This window comes from Streptomyces sp. NBC_01635, assembly GCF_045209715.1.
Lineage (GTDB): Bacteria > Actinomycetota > Actinomycetes > Streptomycetales > Streptomycetaceae > Streptomyces > Streptomyces hirsutus.
In genome coordinates this window covers 922,007-943,498 of the sequence record NZ_CP109277.1, presented here as the reverse complement: position 1 = coordinate 943,498, position 21,492 = coordinate 922,007, and the positions used below count along the sequence as shown (strand labels likewise).

18 protein-coding genes and 7 pseudogenes are annotated in these 21,492 nt (G+C 68.7%); 11 read left to right on the top strand and 14 right to left on the bottom strand.

Annotation, left to right across the window (positions count from 1 at the left end; genetic code table 11):
- Positions 1 to 223: 223 nt before the first annotated feature.
- Positions 224 to 508, top strand: a complete 285-nt coding sequence (locus OHB56_RS04675; RefSeq protein WP_326756397.1) for a hypothetical protein — start codon at positions 224 to 226, stop codon at positions 506 to 508.
- Between the two features lie 175 nt (positions 509 to 683).
- Here OHB56_RS04675 and OHB56_RS04670 read toward each other — a convergent pair.
- Positions 684 to 1,007, bottom strand: a pseudogene (locus OHB56_RS04670) (DDE-type integrase/transposase/recombinase); the annotation flags it as partial.
- Between the two features lie 118 nt (positions 1,008 to 1,125).
- On the opposite strand from OHB56_RS04670, the pseudogene OHB56_RS04665 reads away from it, so the two are divergent.
- Positions 1,126 to 1,293, top strand: a pseudogene (locus OHB56_RS04665) (transposase); the annotation flags it as partial.
- 94 nt (positions 1,294 to 1,387) lie between these two features.
- Here OHB56_RS04665 and OHB56_RS04660 read toward each other — a convergent pair.
- The 3 genes and pseudogenes from OHB56_RS04660 to OHB56_RS04650 all read right to left on the bottom strand — a co-directional run.
- Positions 1,388 to 2,536 carry a hypothetical protein gene (locus OHB56_RS04660; RefSeq protein WP_406351756.1) on the bottom strand — a complete coding sequence of 383 codons (1,149 nt, stop codon included), beginning with the start codon at positions 2,534 to 2,536 and terminating at the stop codon, positions 1,388 to 1,390.
- 57 nt (positions 2,537 to 2,593) lie between these two features.
- Positions 2,594 to 4,267 (bottom strand): hypothetical protein, encoded by a 1,674-nt coding sequence (locus OHB56_RS04655; protein ID WP_406351754.1) that lies wholly within the window; start codon positions 4,265 to 4,267, stop codon positions 2,594 to 2,596.
- Between the two features lie 175 nt (positions 4,268 to 4,442).
- Positions 4,443 to 4,694 (bottom strand): annotated as a pseudogene (locus OHB56_RS04650) (hypothetical protein); the annotation flags it as partial.
- Between the two features lie 233 nt (positions 4,695 to 4,927).
- Between OHB56_RS04650 and OHB56_RS04645 the strand changes: the two are divergent.
- From OHB56_RS04645 to OHB56_RS04635, 3 genes and pseudogenes are all read left to right on the top strand, one after another.
- Positions 4,928 to 6,262 (top strand): S8 family serine peptidase, encoded by a 1,335-nt coding sequence (locus tag OHB56_RS04645; protein WP_326756400.1) that lies wholly within the window; start codon positions 4,928 to 4,930, stop codon positions 6,260 to 6,262.
- Positions 6,259 to 6,507: a hypothetical protein gene (locus tag OHB56_RS04640; RefSeq protein ID WP_326756401.1), complete on the top strand. Its 249-nt coding sequence runs from the start codon at positions 6,259 to 6,261 to the stop codon at positions 6,505 to 6,507. The genes OHB56_RS04645 and OHB56_RS04640 overlap by 4 nt, the downstream gene beginning before the upstream one ends.
- Positions 6,508 to 6,596: 89 nt before the next feature.
- Positions 6,597 to 6,941 (top strand): annotated as a pseudogene (locus OHB56_RS04635) (transposase); the annotation flags it as partial.
- Positions 6,942 to 7,049: 108 nt separating this feature from the next.
- Here OHB56_RS04635 and OHB56_RS04630 read toward each other — a convergent pair.
- From OHB56_RS04630 to OHB56_RS04620, 3 genes and pseudogenes are all read right to left on the bottom strand, one after another.
- Positions 7,050 to 7,412, bottom strand: a pseudogene (locus OHB56_RS04630) (transposase); the annotation flags it as partial.
- Positions 7,381 to 8,535, bottom strand: a complete 1,155-nt coding sequence (locus OHB56_RS04625; RefSeq protein WP_406351751.1) for an NAD(P)/FAD-dependent oxidoreductase — start codon at positions 8,533 to 8,535, stop codon at positions 7,381 to 7,383. The pseudogene OHB56_RS04630 and the gene OHB56_RS04625, both read right to left, overlap by 32 nt.
- A complete protein-coding gene (locus OHB56_RS04620; RefSeq protein WP_406351749.1) occupies positions 8,532 to 10,556 on the bottom strand; it encodes a LodA/GoxA family CTQ-dependent oxidase in 2,025 nt (674 codons plus the stop codon). The genes OHB56_RS04625 and OHB56_RS04620 overlap by 4 nt, the downstream gene beginning before the upstream one ends.
- A gap of 396 nt (positions 10,557 to 10,952) precedes the next feature.
- On the opposite strand from OHB56_RS04620, the pseudogene OHB56_RS04615 reads away from it, so the two are divergent.
- From OHB56_RS04615 to crcB (OHB56_RS04600), 4 genes and pseudogenes are all read left to right on the top strand, one after another.
- A pseudogene (locus OHB56_RS04615) lies at positions 10,953 to 11,117 on the top strand (pirin family protein); the annotation flags it as partial.
- Positions 11,118 to 11,895: 778 nt separating this feature from the next.
- Positions 11,896 to 12,312, top strand: coding sequence for a fluoride efflux transporter CrcB (gene crcB, locus OHB56_RS04610; protein WP_406358926.1), 417 nt, complete (start codon positions 11,896 to 11,898; stop codon positions 12,310 to 12,312).
- Entirely contained in the window at positions 12,312 to 12,659 is a 348-nt protein-coding gene (locus OHB56_RS04605) for a DUF190 domain-containing protein (RefSeq protein WP_326756406.1), read from the top strand. The genes crcB (OHB56_RS04610) and OHB56_RS04605 overlap by 1 nt, the downstream gene beginning before the upstream one ends.
- Positions 12,656 to 13,030, top strand: a complete 375-nt coding sequence (crcB, locus tag OHB56_RS04600; protein ID WP_326756407.1) for a fluoride efflux transporter CrcB — start codon at positions 12,656 to 12,658, stop codon at positions 13,028 to 13,030. Before OHB56_RS04605 ends, crcB (OHB56_RS04600) begins: the two co-directional genes overlap by 4 nt.
- Positions 13,031 to 13,068: 38 nt before the next feature.
- On the opposite strand, the gene OHB56_RS04595 is transcribed toward crcB (OHB56_RS04600), so the two are convergent.
- From OHB56_RS04595 to OHB56_RS04580, 4 genes are all read right to left on the bottom strand, one after another.
- On the bottom strand, positions 13,069 to 13,443 hold the full coding sequence (locus OHB56_RS04595; RefSeq protein WP_326756408.1) for a DUF190 domain-containing protein: 375 nt from the start codon (positions 13,441 to 13,443) through the stop codon (positions 13,069 to 13,071).
- A 1,407-nt stretch (positions 13,444 to 14,850) separates the two neighbouring features.
- Positions 14,851 to 16,098 (bottom strand): formamidase, encoded by a 1,248-nt coding sequence (gene fmdA / locus OHB56_RS04590; protein WP_406351746.1) that lies wholly within the window; start codon positions 16,096 to 16,098, stop codon positions 14,851 to 14,853.
- 157 nt (positions 16,099 to 16,255) lie between these two features.
- On the bottom strand, positions 16,256 to 16,909 hold the full coding sequence (locus OHB56_RS04585) for an AmiS/UreI family transporter (protein ID WP_326756410.1): 654 nt from the start codon (positions 16,907 to 16,909) through the stop codon (positions 16,256 to 16,258).
- A 174-nt stretch (positions 16,910 to 17,083) separates the two neighbouring features.
- A complete protein-coding gene (locus OHB56_RS04580; protein WP_406351744.1) occupies positions 17,084 to 17,362 on the bottom strand; it encodes an FmdB family zinc ribbon protein in 279 nt (92 codons plus the stop codon).
- Between the two features lie 387 nt (positions 17,363 to 17,749).
- Between OHB56_RS04580 and OHB56_RS04575 the strand changes: the two genes are divergently transcribed.
- Positions 17,750 to 18,907: an NAD-dependent formate dehydrogenase gene (locus OHB56_RS04575; protein WP_326756411.1), complete on the top strand. Its 1,158-nt coding sequence runs from the start codon at positions 17,750 to 17,752 to the stop codon at positions 18,905 to 18,907.
- 90 nt (positions 18,908 to 18,997) lie between these two features.
- Here the strand turns inward: OHB56_RS04575 and OHB56_RS04570 are convergent, their stop codons facing one another.
- Positions 18,998 to 19,426 (bottom strand): hypothetical protein, encoded by a 429-nt coding sequence (locus tag OHB56_RS04570; RefSeq protein ID WP_326756412.1) that lies wholly within the window; start codon positions 19,424 to 19,426, stop codon positions 18,998 to 19,000.
- Between the two features lie 1,154 nt (positions 19,427 to 20,580).
- On the opposite strand from OHB56_RS04570, the gene OHB56_RS04565 reads away from it, so the two are divergent.
- Positions 20,581 to 20,889: a hypothetical protein gene (locus tag OHB56_RS04565; protein WP_326757308.1), complete on the top strand. Its 309-nt coding sequence runs from the start codon at positions 20,581 to 20,583 to the stop codon at positions 20,887 to 20,889.
- A 38-nt stretch (positions 20,890 to 20,927) separates the two neighbouring features.
- Here OHB56_RS04565 and OHB56_RS04560 read toward each other — a convergent pair whose 3' ends face one another.
- Positions 20,928 to 21,203, bottom strand: a complete 276-nt coding sequence (locus OHB56_RS04560) for a hypothetical protein (protein WP_406359320.1) — start codon at positions 21,201 to 21,203, stop codon at positions 20,928 to 20,930.
- Positions 21,204 to 21,267: 64 nt separating this feature from the next.
- Positions 21,268 to 21,348, bottom strand: a pseudogene (locus OHB56_RS04555) (DUF305 domain-containing protein); the annotation flags it as partial.
- Between the last annotated feature and the right edge of the window lie 144 nt (positions 21,349 to 21,492).

Here is a 21,492-nt window from a genome sequence, read left to right as displayed (position 1 = left end):
AGCACTACTGAGCCCCCACTTCCATGAGTGCGGCCGCTTTGTGGGGACGGCACGACCGTGGCAGACGTGTGCAGGGCCGTGTGTCCGGGCCGGAAGCCGCCGTTCGGATCACCTGAAGCGGCCCTTCAGGTGATTTCCGGACGCCTCATGAGCCGGGCAGCTGTCGCAGGGGTACAACGTCTCAGCAGAGGAAGAACCCAGAACCCCCGTGAGGAGCTCGGCGATGTACGTAGCAATCCGGCGGTATGAAGGGGTGACCGATCCGGCCGCGGCGGGACGCCTCGTGAACGAGGGCTTCGTGCCGCTCATGCGCCAGGTCTCCGGCTTCGTGGCCTACTACTGGGTCGACGCCGGGGACGGAGTGATGGTCTCGACCAGTGTCTTCCAGGACCAGGCCGGTGCCGAGGAATCGGTCTCGAAGGCGGCCGACTTCGTGCGGGACAACCTTGCGTCACTGCTCCCCAACCCTCCCCAGGTCACGGCCGGGGAGGTGCTGGCTTCCGCATAGCGGCGTTCGGACCAGCCTCCGGGGTTCCCCATGACGGTGAGTGAGTGGCTGACGTGACGGGGAGGGCGGAGCCCGTCCCGGCGTTCGGCTTCGAAGGGGCGCTGTCACGTTGTGGGGTGTGTGAGTGCCTGATGGCGCCGTCGGGGCGTGGCGGACTTGCGCTCCGGGCCTGGGGTCAGGCCGTGGTGGACCAGCCGGCGGCGCCGTTGATCTGGTCCCGGATGGCGCAGCGGACGGTCATCTCGGCCCGGTCGTCCGGGTACTTCGGGGTGCGGTGCTCCACCACCGGCATGACCTGGCGGCGGGCCGCGCCACAGGAGCGGAGCTTGTCGGCGACCACCACACGCGGCGCGTACTCCATGTCCTTCAAGAGCCGACGGAAGAACCCCACGGCGGCGCGGGTGTCGCGCTTGGGCCGGACGAGGACGTCCAGCACGTTCCCGTGCTGGTCCGCCGCCCGCCACAGGTAGGGCCGCTCGCCGTTGATCTTGATGAGAACCTCGTCGAGATGTCACTTGCCCCCCGACCAGGGTTGGCGTGGAGATCGTGCAGCGCCGCGACGGTGGATTCCGCTCGACTTGGGCTCGGGTGGGGACTCAACCGCCGGCAGTGCCCCGTTTGCAGTGGTGCCGCGCCGTTGGGTGGTGGAGCGGACGTTCGCCTGGCGGGGACGATGCCGCCGCCTGTCAAAAGACTATGAGTACCTGCGCGTCCGCTCGGAGGATGCCGTATGCCTCGCCATGGCCGTGCTTCTGGTGCGGCGCCTGGCCGGATCAGCCTACTGACAGCTTTTCAGAAACCCTCTACCACCGATTACGGTAGAGGGGCGGATGCTTTGCAGACCCCTCTGGCCACCGAAGAGGCACCCGCCGATGCGGTTCAGGCGACGCGGGAGGATCGGCTGGAGACGGCGGGCCTCGGGTCGAGAAAGTTGCCGTAGGCGGAGAAGGCTTCTGCGGTGAACGCCTCCTCGGGCATGTCGGCCGGGAGGAATTCTACGCAGGAGGTCTGTGGCTCGGCTGTGCTCCTGCCGAGACGGCAGGCGATTCCGGTGAGCTTGATGGTGATGAAGTCTGCGATCTGAGAACCGAATCGGATGGGCCTGCCGGCGATGGTGATGTCTCCGACGCTGAAGCCCTTTTCCGGTGGCACCCGGTAGGCGGCTCGGACGCGGTGTTCCGTGTCGCCCCTGAGATAGGTCCAGTAGCTCTTGGGGTCGGACCCGTCGGGCGTCTCCCAGCCATCGGTGGACAGGTCGTCGAAGTACAGGCCGACCGGGTCGGCGAGGGTGATGTCGGCTCTTTGGCGGGCCAGGGCGTTGACGCCGGCACCGATGTGCGGATCGCTGTTGCGCTCGGGGGCTCCGTACTTGCCACAGGCGATGAGCTCCTGCTCGGTGGTGAGCTCCGTGCCGTTGACGACGCGCCGGATGGTGGCCGCGGCAGCCAGTTCGATCTCGGCGCCGAGGGTGTTGTTGCGCTGGACGAGGTGCATGGCGCCGTGGCTCGTGGAGTCGTTCCACTTATTGCGTGGCTGGTATCGGCCGGTGGGGGAGAACAGATCCTCTGGCCGGACGTCAGGACTGATGTGGTGACGGTAGAGCTCGATGACCTTCTGTGGGTTGGTCTCCGCGAGCACTTCCCAGTACTCAGGGCCTTCACAGGTGAACGTGACCTGCGTGATCGTGTTCGTGTTGTCGCGTACGACGCTCCATTCGCAGTACTCGTCCTGGACGTCACGGCTGGCGTCGGCGCGTTCCCACCGTTGGACGTCGGAACTTGAGGTGATCTTGATGATGCGGGGGAACGCGGTCCAGCTGATGGCGGCCCGGATGGCGTCCCCGGCGGTGTCCGTGCTGGTCAGGTTGTAGAACTGAGGCCTTGGGCTGTCGTGCAGCACCTCGTTGGGATCGGGCCCCTTGACGGCCGTGTCCACCGTGTTCGAGATGAAGGCGTTCCATGCCTTGCGGCCGAACCCGTCGAAGTCGTCGAGGTTGCCTGGAGGCCCGTAGGCCTCGAGTTTCGTCATGGTCCGTTCCTTCCGTGCGAAGCGGACGGTGTGGTGGCCGAGCGCATGGGCGGTGATTCAGGGCAGGGGGACGGCGGTGGCGTCCTCACGCATCGCCAGCGGCGGCGCGTCAGCGGGGATATCGGTGACCGGCAGGGTCAGCTGGAACTCGTTCAGCTTCATGGCCCGGAACTGCCGACGGCGGGATTCGGCGAGGCGGACGTAGTCGTCGAAACCGTCTTCGGTGCGGGCCCGCGCTGCGGCCTTGCGCACGTAAGCGTCCACGCGCTGTCCGAACACCGCCTGCCACGCGTCGTCGGGCACCTGCCAGTGCGCGGCGAAGAGGCCCTCGGGGCTGTCGGCGGGCAGGGTACGCGCGGCATCCGTGATGGCCAGGGCCGTCTGGTCGCACAGGGCCGAGAGCTTGGTCGCCGCGGTGGGTGCATACCGCATGAGATGCGCGCGAGGCGGGCTGAAGACCGGATTGGGGAAGTCGACCATCAGCACGCAGGCGGCGAACTTCGCCGAGAGCAGCCCATGGCGGATCATCTGCCGTACCACTTCGTTGTCCTCGTGAGCGGCCTCGGGCACCACGAAGGCGAAGAAGGTGTCGCCGGGCCGACGGAAGGCGATACCGCCGTCCTCGGCCCGCTCTTCCAGCCGGAAGCCGAACCGGGCCAGGCTTGCGCAGTACCGGGCGGCGGGTGCCGTGGGCGGTGCGGCCTGCGTCGCCAGGCCGAGGTCGTCCAGGAGGACATCCTGATTGAGCCAGAACCCCATCGGGAGCACCAGGTCGGTTGACTCCGGGGTGACGATGCTGCTTTGCCTGTCCGTGCCGGCGAGGTTGACGGTGGTGGTCGTGAACAGGTGGCGGAGCAGGCGGTCGGGGTGTTCGACGACGCCGTTCGCGGTGACCTCGGCGAGTCGCGCGGCAGTCCATCTGGTGACCAGCGACCTGACGGTCAACTCCAGCTTCTGGGCGCCCGTGACCTGCTGGTAGAGAGGATCACGGCGCAGCGGGTCGTCGTCGGCCAGCCGGACCGTGGCCCTCTCGGACTGCCAGTTGATCCAGGGGATCCTGAGCTCCTTCATCACGGCGCTTCCGTTGACATGGCTGTCGAAACAGCCCTTGCCACGGGAGTCCGGCTCCAAGGCGTCCCAGGAGTTGCCCGCCCATACCCAGGTCGGGCCGATGCGCATATAGAAATTGAAGACCTTCGCACCAGGGTCCCAGGCCGCGACCTGGAGGAACGCCGTGACCTGGTCGCCGCCGGCCTGCGTACTGATCAGCAGGTCCGCCTGGCCGGCTCGCACGGCCACGGTGATGGCGAAGCGCATGTCACGGTGCAGTCCGGGAGAGGTGTCCGGCGCGATCTGCCCGGCCTCACTGACCAGGTACACCCGCCGAGAGGCGGCGGCCGCCTCCGGCAGTCCGGACAACAGCTCCTGCACTGTCACCGGGAACCGGTTCTTATGGAAGAACTCGGCGGCCATCGGGTCGCTCAAGCCGGCGAGTTCCTCCTCGCTCACCGGTTGCGCCCGGTCATCCCTGCCGCTGACCCTGCGGTACAGGTGCCCGGCCCTCAGCGTGGAGGGATCGCTGCCGCACCCCTCGTCGACCAAGTCATGCTCCGCCCCAGCCGCTCCCAGGACGACCTCCTCAGCGGCCTGGCGGTCACCCTCGAGCGTGCCGCCGCCGGTCGGCTGCCGCCACGCGGTCGCCCGCCGCACTTGGCTGCGCTCGTTGTACATGACCATCCCTCCCATAGGCGTATTGGTTATAAAACCTAAAACACCACCTTTTGGGCATTCTCGTGGTCATATGAACCACTGGCCACCGCGGTGCCCCAACCTGATGACCTCGCTCTTCTCCCGCAGGCCATTCCCGCTACGCCGACGGTAGTTCCGGCACCCCACTGGATTCCCCAGCGGCAGCGGCTGCCGCCTCCCTCGCATCGGCCGAGGCGGGGGCGAGGGCGACCAGGAGGGCGACGGCTTCGGCGACATGGCGGTAGACGGTGGTGGTTCCGACGACGAACCCGGCTGCGAGTCGGGCGAGCGTGAGCAGGGCCTGGCGACCCGCGGCCGGCCTTCGCCCTCGGGTGCCGAGCATGGGGCGGTGTTCAACCACCCGCATCACGGGCCTCGTCCAGGCCATCCTCTGCGTACATCTGGCCATCTCAGACCGAGGAGGGAAGGGGCTCACGACCGACGGCGCTGTGTTGCGGGCCTCCGTACCCGGTGCGACGGTGTTCGAAGGGGGCAATGCCGACGGCCTGGCAAGGGTCTGCATTACAGGCGACGGCATCACGCGTCGGTACACGGCTGCACCGCGCCCCACCACCCTCGGCACTCCGTGCCTCGGCGCGCGTCCACGAACCGGGGGGAAGCCCACAGAAAGCAGGAAATTCAATGGCGAACGGCCCCATGGACAGGCGCGCCTTCGGCGAGCAGCCCTTTCGGCCCAACGGCTCCGTCACGGACCAGAGTACGGAGTACACCGGCCGGTACGTGGTCCTGCTCGACCCGAGCAACCAGGAGAGCGGACTGAACGCACTGCGTTCCTCCGCCGACATCGCGTCCGTCGAACGCGTCCGAGGCACCGAGGCCGCGAACGTCGCCGAACTCCTTGAGCGCCCCGACGTCTCGGTGCTCTTCGAGGATCTCAACGCCGCTGTCGTCGAGGTGCGGCCCGAGCAGCGCCACGCGCTGGTGACCACGGCCGAGGCGGAGCCCTCGATCATCGCGGCGGAGCCGGAGCGCATGGTCTACGCGTTGCCGATCACCGCTCCGCAGCAGGCGCCGACCGAGTTCTTCCCGGCCTTCCGCAGCGACGAGGACGTGGTCGCCCGCCACACCAGGGCGGAGATAGCCGCCGGCCAGGGCCCGTCCTGGATCGAGGACACATGGACCTGGGGCCTGCAGGCGATCCGGGCCGACCTGTCCAGCCTGACCGGACGCGGTGTGAAGATCGCCGTCCTGGACACCGGCGTGGACACCGACCACCCGGACTTCGCCGGCCGCATCGAGGCGACGGAATCCTTCGTGCCCGGCGAAACCGTGGAGGACGGCCACGGCCACGGCACGCACTGCATCGGCACCGCCGCCGGCCCGGCCGGCCCTGGGCAGGGCCCCCGCTACGGCGTGGCCCCCGAGGCCCAGATCCTCGCGGCGAAGGTGCTCAGCAACGCGGGCAGCGGCACCGACGGCCAGATCCTGGCGGGCATGGCCTGGGCCGTCGCCCACGGCGCGCGGGTGATCTCCATGTCGCTCGGCGCACGGGTTCGGCCGGGTGAGCTCTTCCCGCAGACGTACGAGATCCTGGCCAGGCGCACGCTCGAGCGCGGGACGGTGATCGTCGCCGCCGCGGGCAACGACAGCCACCGGCCCCAGGACATCTGGCCCGTCAGCCGGCCGGCCAACTGCCCCTCCATCCTCGCGGTGGCCGCGCTCGACAAGGCGATCGCGCCGACGTTCTTCTCCAACGCCGGCATCAATGGCCAGGGCGGCGAGATCAACATCGCCGCGCCCGGCTGGCAGGTGTACTCGGCTGCTCCCGGCGGCGGGTACAAGCACCAAAGCGGCACCAGCATGGCCACGCCGCACGTGGCGGGTGTCCTCGCCCTGCTCGCCCAGGCGAATCCCAACGCTTCCGCGGCTGATCTCATGGCCGGTCTGAAGTCCGGTGCGTTCCCGCTGACGCAGCCCCTCAGGGACGTCGGCGCGGGTCTGCTCCAGGCCCCGTGAGCGAGTCGTCCCCATCCGCGCCGGTCGGGGTCATCCTCGCGGTCGACCCCGACCGGTTCGCGGAAGTCGTCGAGGCCCTGCGGCGGGCCGGGCTGACGGTCACGGGCGAGCAGTCGATCCTCGGCACGCTCTCCGGCACCGTCATGGAGGACCGGATACCGGCCTTGGAAGCGGTGGACGGCGTCGAATCCGTCGATCGGGAGCGCACCATCCAGCTTCCCCCGCCCGATTCCCCGATGCAGTGATTTCTCATGCTTCCTGTCAAGCCGCGAGAGGGAGGTTGGTGACTCTTCGAGTGGTTGTGCGGTCGCCTGAGGGGGTGGGTGTGGACGGAATCCTCTGGTCCGCCGCCTGCGGTCCACCGGGGTGGCGGGGCGGTGAACGCAAGCCGTGTCCGAGTGACTTGTCGGACGAGCAGCGGTCGTTGATCGAGCCGGTGATCATCGCGTGGAAGGACCGGCGCCGTTCGGTCAGTGGCCATCAGGGCGCCTACGCGATGCGGGAGATCGTGAACGCGATCCTCCCTCAGGGGCGGACCGGCTGCCAGTGGGCCTGTCTCCCGCACGCTCTTCCCCGGAAGAGCGCGACGTACCACCACTTCGCCGCCCGGCGGGACGACGGGACCGACCATGTCATCCATGAACTCCTGCGCTGCCGGGTCCGTGAGCGCTCCCGCCGATGAGAGGACCCGGCCCTAGCGGTGCTGGACACGCAGAGTGTCCACATGGAGATCAACGAAGCCACGGGTGCTCGTCGAAGAGCGCCGCCGCCCGGTCCGGGTCGGGTCGGGCCGGGCTGTGCCGCGAAAAACCGAGGCTGTCCGCAGAACCTCGTTCGCTCGCTTGAGCCGTGCGTTCTCCTTGCGTAACGCAGACAGCTCCGCGCGCTCGTCGCTGGTCAGCAGGACGTCGCGTTCGTCGGTGTCGGCATCGGCCTGACGAATCCAGCCGCGCAGGACCTCGTGATGAACACCGAACTCCTCGGCCAGGCGGCGGATCACGGGCTTCGGCTCCGCGGCGCCGTACATCCGCACCGCACGTTCACGCAACTCCAGCGGGTCCTTCCTCGGGGTAGGCGTCGTCAGGACTCCTCTCAGCCGAGTTCCATCTGACCTGCTGTCACCACTCCCCGTGTCTCGGGGGAACCTCACCCCCTTGCCTTCCTGTCTTTCCTTGTCTCCGCGACCAGAAAGGGTGGTCGAGCCAGCGGGTTTCTTGGGCGTGGGCCGCCCGGTGGGCGTGACGGTAGGCGACTCGGGCGGTGCTGATCCTGGCTGTGTAGGCGTCGAGGGCGCCTGGGGCACCCCACAGGCGGGCGTCGATCGCCTGGCCCGCGCAGAGTCCGGTGTAGAGGGCGGTGAGGACGCCCTGGGAGGACAGGGGGTCGAAGGCGACGGCGGCGTCCCCCGCCGCGATCCAGCCGTCGCCGTGGAGGTGGTCCAGGTGGGCGCTGTGGGCGGGGGCGCGACGGGGAGGGCTCAGGCTGTCGAGCCCGTGAGGGTGGGCGGCGGGCGCCACGTACCGGGTGGCGAGGAGGCCGCGGCGGAAGTCCGCGGGGGTGAACAGGTCGGGGTCGGTGAAGTAGGAGACGAGGCGGCGGCGGGAGGGCAGCAGGGCGGTGTACCACCAGCCGTCGGGGGCGGATTCGACCAGGGAGTGGCCGTCGGTGGCACCGGGCAGGGCGTCGAGGGTGAGGTGATAGGCGGTCAGGCGGTCCTCGACGTGTCTGCGGGCACCGGCCGTAACGGCGATCGCGGCGCGTCGGCCGGTTGCGTCGACGATCCAGCGGCAGGTCACGGCACGCGGTCCGGCGTGGGCGACGCGCAGGATGAGCCGCCAGGTGCCGTCGCGAAGACGCACGGGACGGCGTACGGCGGTGTGTTCGGCCAGGTCCGCTCCCGCCGCGCGGGCTGCGGCGCGCAGGGTGCGGTCGAACAGCGGGCGGTCCAGGTGCCAGCCGTGGCCGTAGGGATCGCGAATGAAGTCGGCGGTATGCAGGGCGGTGGAGCCCCAGGCGGAGTGGTTGCCGTGGCACGGTAGATGTCCCGAGGTCAGGACGCTGTCGGCGACCTGCAGGTCGTGCAGGAGCAGGCGCGCCGCCGGCACAAGGGTCTCACCGGTCTTGGGCGGGCCGGTCGCGGAGTCGGCGAGGAGCACCGTACGGCCCGCCCTGGACAGGGTGAGAGCGGCGGCACAGCCGGCGGGGCCGCCGCCCGCGATCATGACGTCGTAGTGGTCGCGTCGCGGGCCGTACGGCACCGTCGCGCGGGTCACTGGGAGGCGCGGAGCGGATCGAGCTTCTCCAGGTAGCCGGCGGCGATGGCCGCCTCATCGTGGCCGGTGGCGCGCATGGCCTCGGCGATGGCCTGGGTCACCAGGGCGGCCTCGACCTGTTCGGCCGGCAGGTCTCCGCCCCAGGTGCCGGCTTCCGCGGCGAGCTGGGGGCCGGCCGCCTCGGGAACCTGGACGTTGATGAGATTGGCGTGGTCGGGCGCCTCTCGCAGTCGCTCGCCGGGAACGGACTCGACCTGGATGAACTCCGGGAACCGGCCGTCCCCGACCTCGTACCGGTGGGTCTCCACGATGCCGAAGTCCGGCCAGTCGTCGATCATCTGACGGCGCTGTCCGATGGCGTCGGAGCCGGTCAGGCCGCGCAGCCACACGGCACGTCGTTCGAACGCGCGCTCTCTGGTCTTCAGGTCGGCGGCGGGGTCGTTGACGATGTCGAAGTCGGAGTGCTTCAGCACGTGGTTGGGGACCTGGGCGGGCCAGAAGGTGGGCAGGTAGGGGCTGTAGCGCGGGCCCAGACCGCTGAGCAACTGGTAGCCGGAGCGGCAGCTGGCGGCGTCGCACTGCCAGGGGGCGGCCATCCAGCGGGTGAGGTCTCCCGGGCCCTGTGCGTGCAGCGGGCCGTCCTCGGACTTGACCTCCTGGTCGCTGAGGACTTCGCCGTAGTCGCGTTCGGGGTTGTCCGGTGCGCGGTGCAGGACGCGGAAGGGCTCGGCGTACAGGGTCTTGTTCCGTACGGGCCAGGTGGCCTCGCAGCCGGGGTGGAAGGCGTCCCCGGCGCAGTTCTCCAGTGAGGCCCGGTCGAGCAGGGCCGGTTGCTCGCCGACGGGTGCCTCGTCGACGTCCTCGTGGTGCTCGTGGAGCGGGCCGGGCTGGAAGCGTCCCTCGGCCCACCGGGCGAGCAGTCGGTCCTGGGTCGGGGAGAGCATGATGTGCTGCCGTACCGACGTGCCCCTGCCGCTGGACATCGCGTCGCCGTACAGCCAGGGCCACGGCAGCGGTGACGTTCCGTCCCGTTCCCAGTCGCGCATCTGGACGTAGATCTGGCGGCGCAGTTCCCGGCTGCCGGCACCCGGGTCGGCGAAGCGTGCGCGCAGCGCGGGGTCGAGGAAGTCGTACGGGCCCTTCCAGCCGAACTGGGTGGCGAAGCCGTGGTTGGTCCACTGGAGCCCGCAGAATCTGCTGAGGATGGGCTCGATGTGGTCGGCGTAGGAGACGACGTCGTCGCCCGGCGGTGTTCCCTCCGCGATGAACACGTCCTGGACTACGTCGTAGAGGGTGCGGACGGTCTTCACGCCGGGTGCGTAGTGCGGTGGGGCCACCACGACCCAGGCCGGTGTCGCCGGCCTGCTCTGACCGCCGATGGTGACCTGTGCGGTGACGGGGCCGTCGGAGACGTCGTCGTACCAGGTGTCGTTGTTGGCGACGCCGGTGATCGGCTTCTCGGGGATGGCGTAGGAGGCCGACTTCCCGTTGCCTCCGACGACGAGCAGGCGGCCGGTGGACTCGGTGGAGATCCTGCCGAGCGGGACCTTGCGGCCCTTGATCGTGCCGGTGTCGAAGGTGCCCACGTCGTGCAGGGAGGCGCGGATCGTGCGGATGCCGGGGTCGATGACGAGTTTCCGGCGCTCGGCGCCGATCACGTCGGCGTTGCGCCTTCCCCTCTGCTCCGGCGTGAGCGAAGCCGCCTCGGGGATGTCGAGCGGGACGTGGAAGCGGTACCAGGAGGCCTTCTTGTTGGCCAGGTGCACCGACCAGCGGATCTCGCTCACGCCGTCCTGGCCGAGCTTCAGCTCCCGTACGACCTCGCCGGCCTGGTTGTAGCCGTAGACCCGGAAGCGGGCCGCCTGCTTGATGATCGCCCCGGAGGCGTCCTTGCGGGAACCGGGGGGAAGCGGCTTCTGGTGCGGTGATTCAGGGCCGATGAACGGCGCTGCGGAGCTGTTGCCGACCCGGGCGACGCCGATCGCCGGATGGATCTTCACCTGCACGATCTGCTGGTCCATGGGGAGCCTTTCGGTCGGACGTGCCGAGCCGAACATAGGCATGGGGGCGGGTGTCTCCGCAGGTCGCGTGAGGCCGTTGGAGAGGCGGTTTCACGCCGTCGGGCCAGGCGGTTCGCTCCGCCTTCGCCTGACCGCGCGGCGCCGCCTTCCTCGTGTTGCAGATCTCCGTCAAACGAGCGATGGCCCTGTCCCGGCCGCGAACCCGGACTCCTTCACCTGCTTCCCGGCCGCGGACCGATACCGGATCCTGTACGGGTGAGGGCACTTCGACCACCGCGACCGTGGATGCTCACTCCTTGAAGAACGACCCCGTCCCACGAACCAGGGCAGTGGAGCTCACGGTTGCCGAATCCTCCGGAACGCCGCCGACCTGCACGGATGTGCGCATGGTTCGCTCTGTTCCGGAACTGGATCGGCCGGACCCAGGAGGAGATCGAGCAGGCCCGCCGGGACTGGAGGGAAGGCACGCGGTTCGGCGAGGCGAAGGGGCACGACGGTACTCCGCTGCCCGCCCCCGAGCTGCCGGCGGTGCCGCTGAAACTCCGGGGAAGGGTTCGCTGACCTGCGAAAATGACGGATTCCGGACGGCGGTTGAGTGGCTTGCCGCCGGATGCGGCGCCCCGCCCGTCGACCGCTCACGGGAGCGTGGCCGGGCGCGTCTCAGGCCCGACGCGCGCTGATGGGCATGTCCAAAGTCTGGCCGGTTGTCGGCGTATGCGGCAGGGCTCCTGCCGTCCCTTTGCCGACTTTCCCGATGGCTCGGCAGGTGGTCGCGGAGCCCGCGAGTCACGGCCTCTCGCACGGCGCGGTCTTCGCGGGCCTGCCGGCAACCGGACGAATGCCGATGTGGCGGGCCGATGGTCCGCGCGTCGGCGGGGTGACTCGATGCTGTTCCCGGCGCCTTGTGGAGGATCGGCAAGGTCGTCGTGTTCGGCGACGAATTCGCCGAGAGCGGCGTCATGGTCCGCCGGGTTTGCGGCGTAAGCGGGAGTCATCTCGGTCCGCCGGGCGGCCGGCTCGGGTTCCGGCGGGCCGGCAACGGCGCCGGCCCGCGATCCGATCAAGATCATTCTCGGTGTCGGCCGCCGCACTCCTGCTGCTCGACCGCGCCTCCTCAGGAGCGAGGTTTAGGGTGGTCGTACGGCATCGATGGGGTCGCAGGGGATGGTGCCGACGAGCGGCGGTGACGCGACGGCCCCTGCTCACCTGGAGCAGGGGCGGGTACACGGTGGTCGGTGTGCAGAGGCGTGTGGGGCGCAGCGGTCTGAGGAGTGTGGCCGGAGGGCCGAGCACGGTTGCCGGGCCGGCCGAGCGGGCTACGGCTGCTGAGGAGGCGCGGCTGCGGGGTGAGGCGCGTCGGCGGGAGGTGGCGGTGCTTTCCGTGATCGCCGTCGGTGGGGCGGTGGGGGCGGGCGCCCGCTACGAGGCGGGGCAGCTGTGGCCCACGGACAGCAGCGCGTTCCCGTGGACGACGTTGGGTGTCAACGCGGTCGGCTGCCTGATCATCGGGGTGTTTCTGGTGGTGGTGACCGAGGTGTGGTTGGTGCACCCTCTGTTGCGGCCGTTCTTCGGCACGGGGGTGCTGGGCGGATTCACCACCTTCTCCACGTACTGCGCCGACATCGAACGTCTGGTCGCCCAGGAGCGGGCCGGTACTGCGCTGGCCTACCTGGTGGTGACCGTTGTGGCCGCGATGGCCGCGGTGACGATCGGCGTGGCGGCGGCGCGCCGCGCCCTGGTCGGGAGGAGACAGTAATGGAGCTTACGGGTCGCGCACTGCGCATGACGGTCCTCGTGGACGACACCGACACCTGGCATCACAGGCCGCTGTACACGGAGATCGTGCACCGGGCTCACGCGGCGGGGCTGGCGGGGGCGTCGGTCTTCCGTGGGGTGGAGGGGTTCGGGGCGTCCTCGATCGTGCACACCACCCGGTTGCTGTCGATGGCGGACGACCTGCCGACCGCGGTTGTCATCGTGGACGAGGAGGACCGGATCCGTGCCTTCCTGTCGCAGCTGGACGAGTTGGCTATCGAAGGGCTGGTGACCCTGGAGGAGGTTCAGGTGGTGCACTACGTGGGGCGGGAGGCCGTGAGCCGATGAGATTGCTGCTGGTGCTGCTCGGCGGCGCGATCGGAGCCCCGCTGCGGTATCTGACCGACCGGGCGGTCCAGGCACGTCACGACACGGTCTTCCCGTGGGGCACCTTCGCCGCCAACATCACCGGCTCGATGATTCTCGGCGTACTGGCGGGGGCGGCGCTGTCCGGTGCCGCGTCGAAGGACATGCAGCTGTTCTTGGGGACCGGGCTGTGCGGGGCGCTGACCACGTACTCGACGTTCTCCTATGAAACGCTGAGCCTGGCCGCGGCCGGCGCGAGGTTCCTGGCATTCGTCAACGTGGCGGCCTCGGTCATCGCAGGACTCGGAGCGGTGTTCATCGGTTTGGCCGTGGCCAAGGCGGTGTTCGGATAGGCCCCTGGCCCTCACTATCCGGATACCGCCTGAGCGACTCACTCCGCTCCCGTAGCGCCGCCGGTTCGGACGGCGTCCGCGCGCGCCTGGCCGACGCGGACCACCTCGACCTCTTCGACGATCACCAGGCCCTCGGTGACCAGTTCCTTCACCGTGGGCAGGAAGCGCCGGATGCGTTCCTCTTCGTCGACGATGACGATCGCCAGTGGGAGATCCTGCTTGACCGACAGCAGTCGGGAAACATGGATCACCGTGGATGCCCCGAAGCCCTCCACTCCGCGGAAGACCGACGCTCCGACCAGTCCCGCCTCGTGAGCCCGGTGCACGATCTCCGTGTACAGCGGCCTGTGATGCCAGGTGTCGCATTCCTCGATGAACACCGTCAGCCGCAGGGCCCTGTCAATTGGCCTCATGACGTCCTCCTGGCTGCCACGCGGCGCGTGACGCGCCGCACCCCGCCCCGCTCGCGGTGCCACTAATCGCGAACGCCCGACCGGCGTGGGTAAGGCGCCCGACGTCGTTCATGGGGAGGGAGAATCTGCGCGCCGCCCGTTTACGGTGCCGCGCATGCGTGAGTCGATCAGCCTGGGGAGCGGTGTGCGCCGTGACCTGGGTCTTACTGCCTTTCATGCCGTAACCCTCCTACTCGCGCGGGCCCATGAAGGGCAGACCAGATTTCACGAGCAGGGACTGTTGGCGGCGCCGAAGGTGCCGCGGTTCGGGTACGGCGAGCCCCACCGCCGCGTGACCGCCGCTGACAGGACAGAGGCGTCACTTAGAGTTAAGGATACTCCTGCAGACGCCCGGCGGCCGATCACCACATCCCGTGCAGCCCCGGCCCGCAGCCAGGCTCCGCCGTCCAGCTGGTAGCCCTCCGAGGTGGCCGGCTCACCTTCACTGGCGAGGTTGTCCCCTGCCTGCCGTTTGGGCTGTGGTGACGGCCGGCAGCACCAGGCCCAGGGCCTGATGCATCTCGCGGTAGTCGTGTTCGATGCGCCGGCGCAGTTTCGCGGTGCGCACGAGGGTGGCCGGCGGGCAGGTGGGGCAGCCGGAACTGGACGGGTTCGGGCTGGCTGGCGGGCCATTCGGCCAGCAGTCGGCGCACGGGCAGGTCCGGGCCGCCTGCGGCCTTGCGGATCTCCCGTCCAGCGGGACGGATCCGCAGGGCCACGAAGCGGGAGGACATGCGCTTGAAGCCGCTGCGGCGGCTGCCGGGCGGGGAGCCTTCCCGCCACTGCGCCGGCCGGGCGGCCCGCTTCCCGATCGCGGTGACCAGCTGCTTCACGCTCTGGGCCGGCTCGGGGGAGACGGGCTGGGGCCGTGGACCGCGACCGCCGTAGGACAGGGCGTGCGGCCGGGTTTGTTCCGGTCCTGCTGCATCCTCCACGCCAGGCGCGCCCACACATGTGCCGAGTCCCACGGGCTGGAGATGAGGAAGTGGGCCAGGGCCTGCTGGTTGCCGTCCTCAGCCAGCCGCGCGCCATCGGTTCCACCGACTTGCGCCGCCCCTCCAGTAGCAGCCCCGCAGGTGCACCGCTTCCCATCGGCGCTGATCCCGCGCAAACGGCTCGAACATCTCCGCCGCGAAGTCCTCCGGATCACACCGGACCGCGGCCGGCTCCCCACCCGTCACACCCGGTCAACAACACACCCGGTCAAACGAGCACGCCACCGGTGAGTGAACCTGCCCAAGCAACCAGGCCTGTCCGGGCGATCGTGTGACTGTCCCACTGCTGGGCCGGGCCCGGCCTCCGGGCGGCTTGTGCCGATCGGAGCCAGGGCCCGGTGGCGCCGGATCCCGGTCAGGGGATCGGTCGGCTTCAGGTGGTCACCGCGCACTGACCGCGGTCTGCGGTCTTCGGTCCCTCCGCGGAGGGATGGACATCGAAGTCGAAGATCCCGGTCGGGAGGTAGAGGGAGCAGCAGGCGTTGGGGATGTCGACGATCCCGCTGATGCGTCCCTCGATAGGGGCCGCACCGAGGAGCAAGTACGCCTGCTCTCCGGTGTAACCGAACCTCTTCAGGTACTCGACGGCGTTGAGGCAGGCGCGGCGATAGGCGACCGTCGCGTCCAGGTAGTAGTTGGTGTCGGTGTCGTGGTCCACGGAGATCCCGATGAAGGAGATGAAATCCGAGTACCGCGGCTCGACGTTGCCCGGCATGAAGAGGGGGTTGGTGGTGACACCGTACTTCTCCATGCCACCCTTGAGCAGATCGACGTGGAAGTCGATGTAGCCGCCCATCTCGATGGCGCCACAGAAGGTGATCTCACCGTCTCCCTGGCTGAAGTGAAGATCACCGCCTGACAGCTTGGCGTCCGCGACATGGACCGGGTAGAAGACGCGGGATCCACGAGTGAAGTTCTTGATGTCGTGGTTGCCGCCGTTCTCCCGTGCGGGGACGGTGCGGGCCCCTTCCTGGGCGATACGTCCGGCATCCGATCCGGTCGCCTGGCCGGTGAGAGCCTGATCGGGGTCGGGCGCGAGTCCGAGTGGCGGGACCCGGTTGGGGTCGGTGTCGATCAGGGCCTGCTCACGCCTGTTCCACCGCTGCAGCAGTTCCTCGGACGGCGCGGTGCCGAAGAGGCCCGGGTGGGTGATGCCGGTGAAGCGGACACCGGGCAGGTGCCTGGAGGTCGCCACCTGACCATGGAAGTCCCATATCGCCTTGTAGGCATCGGGGAAGTAGTCCGTCAGGAAGCCTCCACCGTTGGCCTTGGCGAAGACGCCGGTGTATCCCCAGGCTTCACCCGGTGCGTTTCCGACCTGCTGCGGTACCGGCCCGAGATCCAGGATGTCCACGACGAGCAGGTCGCCCGGCTCCGCGCCTTCGACGCCTATCGGCCCGCTGAGCATGTGGCAGCGCATCAGGTCGACGTCGCGGACGTCGTTGGCGGAGTCGTTGTTGCCGATCTGCGCGTCGGTCCATTCGCGGCATTCGACGCGGAACTCGTCCCCCGGGCGGACCATCGCGGCGACCGGAACATCCGGATGCCACCTGTTGTGTCCAGGTACGGCCTGGTCGCGCATCGACCGGGATTGGTCGACGCTGAAGATTACGTCAGGCATGTGAACTCCGTGATCTGTTCTGTACGGGTGAGCGGGTGCGGCGTGTGGTCCGGAGCGCTCTGGCCCCCTCACGCCGCTTCTGCCGTCTTCGCTTCTCGCGTTTCAACCACCTCCCGGCGCTCCCATCGAGGAGTCGGCGGCGAGCATCGGCAGGTCGCTAGCCGGGGCTGCCGGCCGGATAGCCCGGGGCGCTGTACTCCTCCGCGGGCCTGCCGGGCCGCTTCCGGCGAAGTACGATCCACAGCCCGCCGAAGGTCAGGACTCCGAACGCGCCCAGCGCGATCGCCGTTTCAAAGTAGTTCTCGGTGACCCAGTAACCGGCCAGCAGGAGGAATGCCGGTATGACGCCGGTTACCCAGCCTTCGATCGCCGTCACCCAGCCGACATAAGACGTCAAGGTCTCCATTTTCAGTCCCAGGAGCAGGAAGAAAAGGAACCAGAGGAACGCCCAGTAGAGCCATATCACTCCGAACGGCTGATCGTCGAACAGCCGGAAGTTGACGAAGGAATACCCCAGAGCCACGATGGACACGAACAGTGAGTAATACCCCACGCCTGTCGTGTCGAGCCCCATGAGCAGTCCGATTCCTACATACAGGTATGTGAAACCGAAGAGGAAGATGCCCGATGCGAGCACGATTTGGCGGGGATCTTGATTCGCGGCGATGATGAGATATATGGGTGTGAGAACCTGAAGTCCGCCCACGAACAGATTGAATACGGCGGCTGCTCGGCTGTCGACCTTTCCCAGCAGCATCAACCCGTTCAGGAAGAGCACCGCGCCTACAAAGAGAAGTCCGACGTTGCCCAAGGGGGACACCTCCCGAGATTTCGCTCCGCGAGCGAGGGGCCCGCCGGGCGGTCATACGACCGAGATGCTGTTGTGCGCAACCCGTGCCTCTGGCGAGGCGGCAGGGATCGAGACCGCCCCACGCCCCTTCTCCGAGGGGGCATGGGACTGATTCCGCCGGTCCGCGACTTTCCCTCAGGGTCGAGGAAGCCGGGCGAGGGCCGGATGGGCCGGCCTCGGCGCAGCCTGCTCGGGAGGCACCCGCGTGACCACCGTGGGACTTTCCCGAGACTTTTCCTCCTGCTCGCGCAGGCCCACAACGGCAGGCGAGGTGAATGCGGTCGCGGGGGATGAGTACACACGGCGAGCCGCATTCGAGCACTGCGGGCAGGCGTGCGCGGTCGGCGCTGTGCCGATCGGCAGCTTGACGTCGAACGATCCGCAGCGGTTGCAGGAATACTCATACGTCGCCATGAATCTTCTCCGCCCCGCCGCGCTTCCGGCCTCAGGCCGTGGCGCGGTCCTGGTCGAGCCAATGAACACCGGAGTAGCATCGCCTCTTATTCCAGGCAACGCCTGTGGCGGCGGCGTGTCAAGGCGAGTTGGAGATGCCCCTGGGGTCGCCCTGCGCCGCCGTGCCGAATGGGCGGGTATGACGCGGCGGGCCCCGCCGGGTGGCAAGGACGTGAAACCCGCACCGCAGGCGGCTCGGCCGGGGCTTTGCGGGCGGGGTGATCAGCGTGTTCGGGCCCGTTTGTTGTGCGGCAGCCCGGTCACTCGGTACTGGACAGCAAGGCCGGCCGGAGCGAATGCGCGGCTATCGGACCACGCCTGTGCGCCGGCCTTCTTAGGAGCACGGCCATGGCAAAGATTCTCACGGTGCTTTATCCGGATCCCGTTGACGGCTACCCGCCCAGGTATGCCCGAGAAGAGATACCCGTCATCAGCGGCTATCCCGGAGGGCAGACGGCACCCACCCCCCGGAGCATCGGCTTCAGGCCGGGTGAGCTGGTCGGCTGCGTCTCCGGCGAACTCGGTCTGCGTCCGTTCCTGGAGGAACGGGGCCACACATTGGTCGTCACCTCCGACAAGGAGGGGCCCGACTCCGTGCTGGAACGGGAACTCCCCGACGCCGAGGTGGTGATCTCGCAGCCGTTCTGGCCCGCCTATCTCACCCCTGACCGGATCCGGCGCGCACCGCACTTGAAGCTGTCGATCACAGCCGGGATCGGTTCGGACCACGTGGACCTGCCGAGCGCCATCGAGCACGACGTCACCGTTACGGAGGTCACCTACAGCAACAGCATCAGCGTGTCGGAGCACGCGGTCATGCAGATCCTCGCTCTCGTCCGCAACTATCTGCCAAGCCACGAGTGGGTCACCGCCCGCCGAGGGTGGCACGTGGCCGACAGCGTCTCGCGGAGCTACGACCTGGAAGGCATGAACGTCGGCGTTTTCGGTGCCGGACGGATCGGCATGGCGGTGCTCCGTCGGCTGAAGCCGTTCGATGTGGAGCTGCACTACAACGACGTGCACAGGGTGCCACCGGACCTCGAGCAGGAGCTGGGGCTGATCTGGCATGCGGACGCCCGCTCCCTGGCGGCCGCCGTCGACGTGCTCTCCATCCACGCGCCGCTGCACGCGCAGACGGTGAACCTCTTCGACGACGAGATGCTCGCGACCATGAAGCGAGGGTCGTACCTCGTCAACACAGCCCGCGCGCTGATCGTCGACCGGGACGCCGTGGTACGCGCTCTGGAACGAGGCCATCTGGCGGGTTACGCCGGTGACGTCTGGTACCCCGAGCCGCCGGAAGAGGACCACCCGTGGCGCGGCATGCCGCACGAGGGCATGACACCGCACGTGTCCGGTTCGACGCTCTCCGCGCAGGCCAGGTACGCGGCAGGCGTCCGGGAGATCCTGGAGTGCTGGTTCGACAACCGCCCGATCCGTCAGGAGTACCTCATCGTGGAGGGCGGCAGGCTTGCCGGGACCGGGGCCCACTCGTACACCGTCTGACACACGGTAGGAGTCGGCGGAGCCGTCACCGCCCGTGCACAGACGGCCGGACGGGACGCTCTGCTCTCCGTGGTCTCCGTGGTCTCCGTGTCAGGGCGCCCCCGCGATCGCGCAGGCGCGGCACGGGGGCCGGCCGCAGGTGCACTGCAGGATGGCGTCCAGCACCTCATGGTCGTGGTAGAGGCACTTGTCCCGGCAGGTGTGGCGCGGGACGAAGCCGGCCTGGAGCTCGTCCGGCCAGGGCTCCTCGCCCTCCCGGCAGCGCACGAACCGCTCGGGATCCGTGGAATGCAGCTGGTGCATGCTCTCCCGTGCCTCGCCCTCCAGGTCGTGCGTTCGGGCGACCATTGCCTTGAGCTGGTCGGCGAGACCGGAGAACCGGGCGTCGCCCGTTCTCACATGGGCTGCGCCCAGCGCCATGACAGCGTTGCCCAGGAACCGACGAGCGTCCTGAAGATCGGTCACGTGATGCAGTTGGATGCCCGTCACGCTTCTGACCCACACGGCGTCTTCACTCACTTGTCCACCTTCCGGGGCCGCTCGCCCACCGGTAGTGCCGGCGCGGAAGTACGTCGTATCTTCCTCATGCGCCCTGAAGCCTGGTCCGGGCGGCTGCCCGCAAGGCCACTGGTGAACGTCCTGCTTCGGACCCGGTCCGCCGCACCGCGGAAAAGGTCCATAAGGGACGCATGCTCTCAAGAAAGCTAATTCTGCGGTGCGAGCCAGTCCAGCCCTGTCTCAGTGAACCGCCTCACAGACGCTGCACTTCTGCTTCCCGGCAGTGGCGAGGTGTCGGGGATGCGGCGACGTGCCGACCGGGTCCCCTCCGGGCACCGAAGGCGGGAGCGGGCGGAGGGCTCCTCCATGTCTTTCGCGCCCTCACGGAGCGTGGCGGCCAGCACGCTGATGTGGTGCCGGGTGAGCCGGAGGGGAGTCTGCGTGCGGGTCGTTCCGCGGGCGCGGCATCGACCTGCGCGGATGCAGCTCATCGGCGGGCCGGGGCGCGGAGTGCAAGGGCTCGCCGATCGGCGCGGAAGGCCGTGAACCACGACATGGCCCTGGTCGGCCAGGACGGCAGCCGGTCCGCCGCTGAACCGGATCTTGAATCCAGCGGCTCGTCCCTTGCCGAAGGTGCCGGTCGGACGTCATGCCTACCTGATGGTCGGCGGGCCGGCACCCTGCAGACGATGGCTTGCCGGCCGGCTGGTGCGGGCTTGTGCCTGGTTCGCTACATCAGCGTGAGGTCGGAAAGCGCTCACCGGATCGAGCGACGTGAGCTGTTCCCGCAAGGAGAGATCGCGCTGACTGATGCGAGGGCAGACGGCCTTTTGGGTCTCACGAACTGCCTCGGCCCGGGGGCCCTTGCGGGACGGTGCCTTCCAGGTGAACCTTTGGGACGGGACGCCGAGGTGAACGGCTGCCGGTGTTCGTCCGTACCCACTGAGGATGTCAACCCGCTGTACGGGCGGAACCAACCGAGACGGAGAAGGCACGTGCCCCAGCCACAGCCCCGAGAACGCGCCGGCACCGCCCCACCTGCCGCTTCCTGGGGGCGTGCTGCCGCGCTGGCCGGAGTGCTGGCTCTCCTGCCCTTGACCGCCGCCTGCAGTGCAGGCGGAGAGACGGAAGCCGACAACAAGCCGTCAAAGGCTTCAGCGTCGGCCGCAGCGGTTGTGGCCCCGGCGAGGATCGAGGTCATCGCCAACCTGACGGGCTGCAAGGCGAACATCCGCCTCGAGGCCGAGGAACTGCGCGAGGGGACATGCCACACCGAGCAGGGTGACTACCTCATCACGACCTTCCCGGAGGAGAAGTACAAGCAGACCTGGTTGGAGACCGCCAGGGTGTACGGCGGCACGTACCTCGTCGGCAGCCGTTGGGTCGTCAGTGCCGAACCGAAGATGCTCGAGCCGCTGCGGAAGAAGATCGGTGGAGATATCCAGCGGCTCCAGGGCTTCGGTCCTGCGCCGAGTCCGTCGTAACGGCGAACGCGGCCTCGTCACCGCACCCGCGGAGGTCCTCACCTGACCTCTGTCGTCTTCGAGACGGTGACCCGGCCGATGTCGGAGACCCGCACGATGGCCTTCATCGTCCAGGTTCCGGCGATCGGGAGGGTGAGCGTGCCGGTGCCCCGGTAGCCGCTCCGGTCGGCGAGCTTGGCGTCGAGCGGGCCGATGCGCTGCTCGGGCAGGGTGAAGGACAGGCGCAACTGGTCGAGCTGCGTGGTGGTGGCCATCCCGGGCATGAGGGAGCCGCTCTTCGCCTCGTGCATCGAACCGTGGCCCAGCCACGTCATGGGCGCCTGGCTGGAGGTCTTGTGCAGCCCCGTCTTCCCGCCGGCCCGGCATCATGCCGCGCCGCGTGGCCTGGGTGTCGATGATGTCGTAGGCGAGGGTGCGGACCTCCTGGTCGCCGGTGCGGTCACGAACGATGAACGACATCTCCACCGCCTGCCGATGGCGCACCGACATGTCTGGGGAGAACCCGGCCGATGGTGCACCGACATGTCTGGGGAGAACCCGGCCGATGGTGCACCGACATGTCTGGGGAGAACCCGGCCGATGGTGCACCGACATGTCTGGGGA

Coding starts and splice junctions, on each gene's coding strand:
- OHB56_RS04675 (WP_326756397.1), top strand. CDS start 224: ATGTACGTAGCAATCCGGCGGTATGAAGGGGTGACCGATCCGGCCGCG.
- OHB56_RS04660 (WP_406351756.1), bottom strand. CDS start 2,536: ATGACGAAACTCGAGGCCTACGGGCCTCCAGGCAACCTCGACGACTTC.
- OHB56_RS04655 (WP_406351754.1), bottom strand. CDS start 4,267: ATGTACAACGAGCGCAGCCAAGTGCGGCGGGCGACCGCGTGGCGGCAG.
- OHB56_RS04645 (WP_326756400.1), top strand. CDS start 4,928: ATGGCGAACGGCCCCATGGACAGGCGCGCCTTCGGCGAGCAGCCCTTT.
- OHB56_RS04620 (WP_406351749.1), bottom strand. CDS start 10,556: ATGGACCAGCAGATCGTGCAGGTGAAGATCCATCCGGCGATCGGCGTC.
- OHB56_RS04605 (WP_326756406.1), top strand. CDS start 12,312: ATGGAGCTTACGGGTCGCGCACTGCGCATGACGGTCCTCGTGGACGAC.
- crcB (WP_326756407.1), top strand. CDS start 12,656: ATGAGATTGCTGCTGGTGCTGCTCGGCGGCGCGATCGGAGCCCCGCTG.
- OHB56_RS04595 (WP_326756408.1), bottom strand. CDS start 13,443: ATGAGGCCAATTGACAGGGCCCTGCGGCTGACGGTGTTCATCGAGGAA.
- fmdA (WP_406351746.1), bottom strand. CDS start 16,098: ATGCCTGACGTAATCTTCAGCGTCGACCAATCCCGGTCGATGCGCGAC.
- OHB56_RS04580 (WP_406351744.1), bottom strand. CDS start 17,362: ATGGCGACGTATGAGTATTCCTGCAACCGCTGCGGATCGTTCGACGTC.
- OHB56_RS04575 (WP_326756411.1), top strand. CDS start 17,750: ATGGCAAAGATTCTCACGGTGCTTTATCCGGATCCCGTTGACGGCTAC.
- OHB56_RS04560 (WP_406359320.1), bottom strand. CDS start 21,203: ATGACGTGGCTGGGCCACGGTTCGATGCACGAGGCGAAGAGCGGCTCC.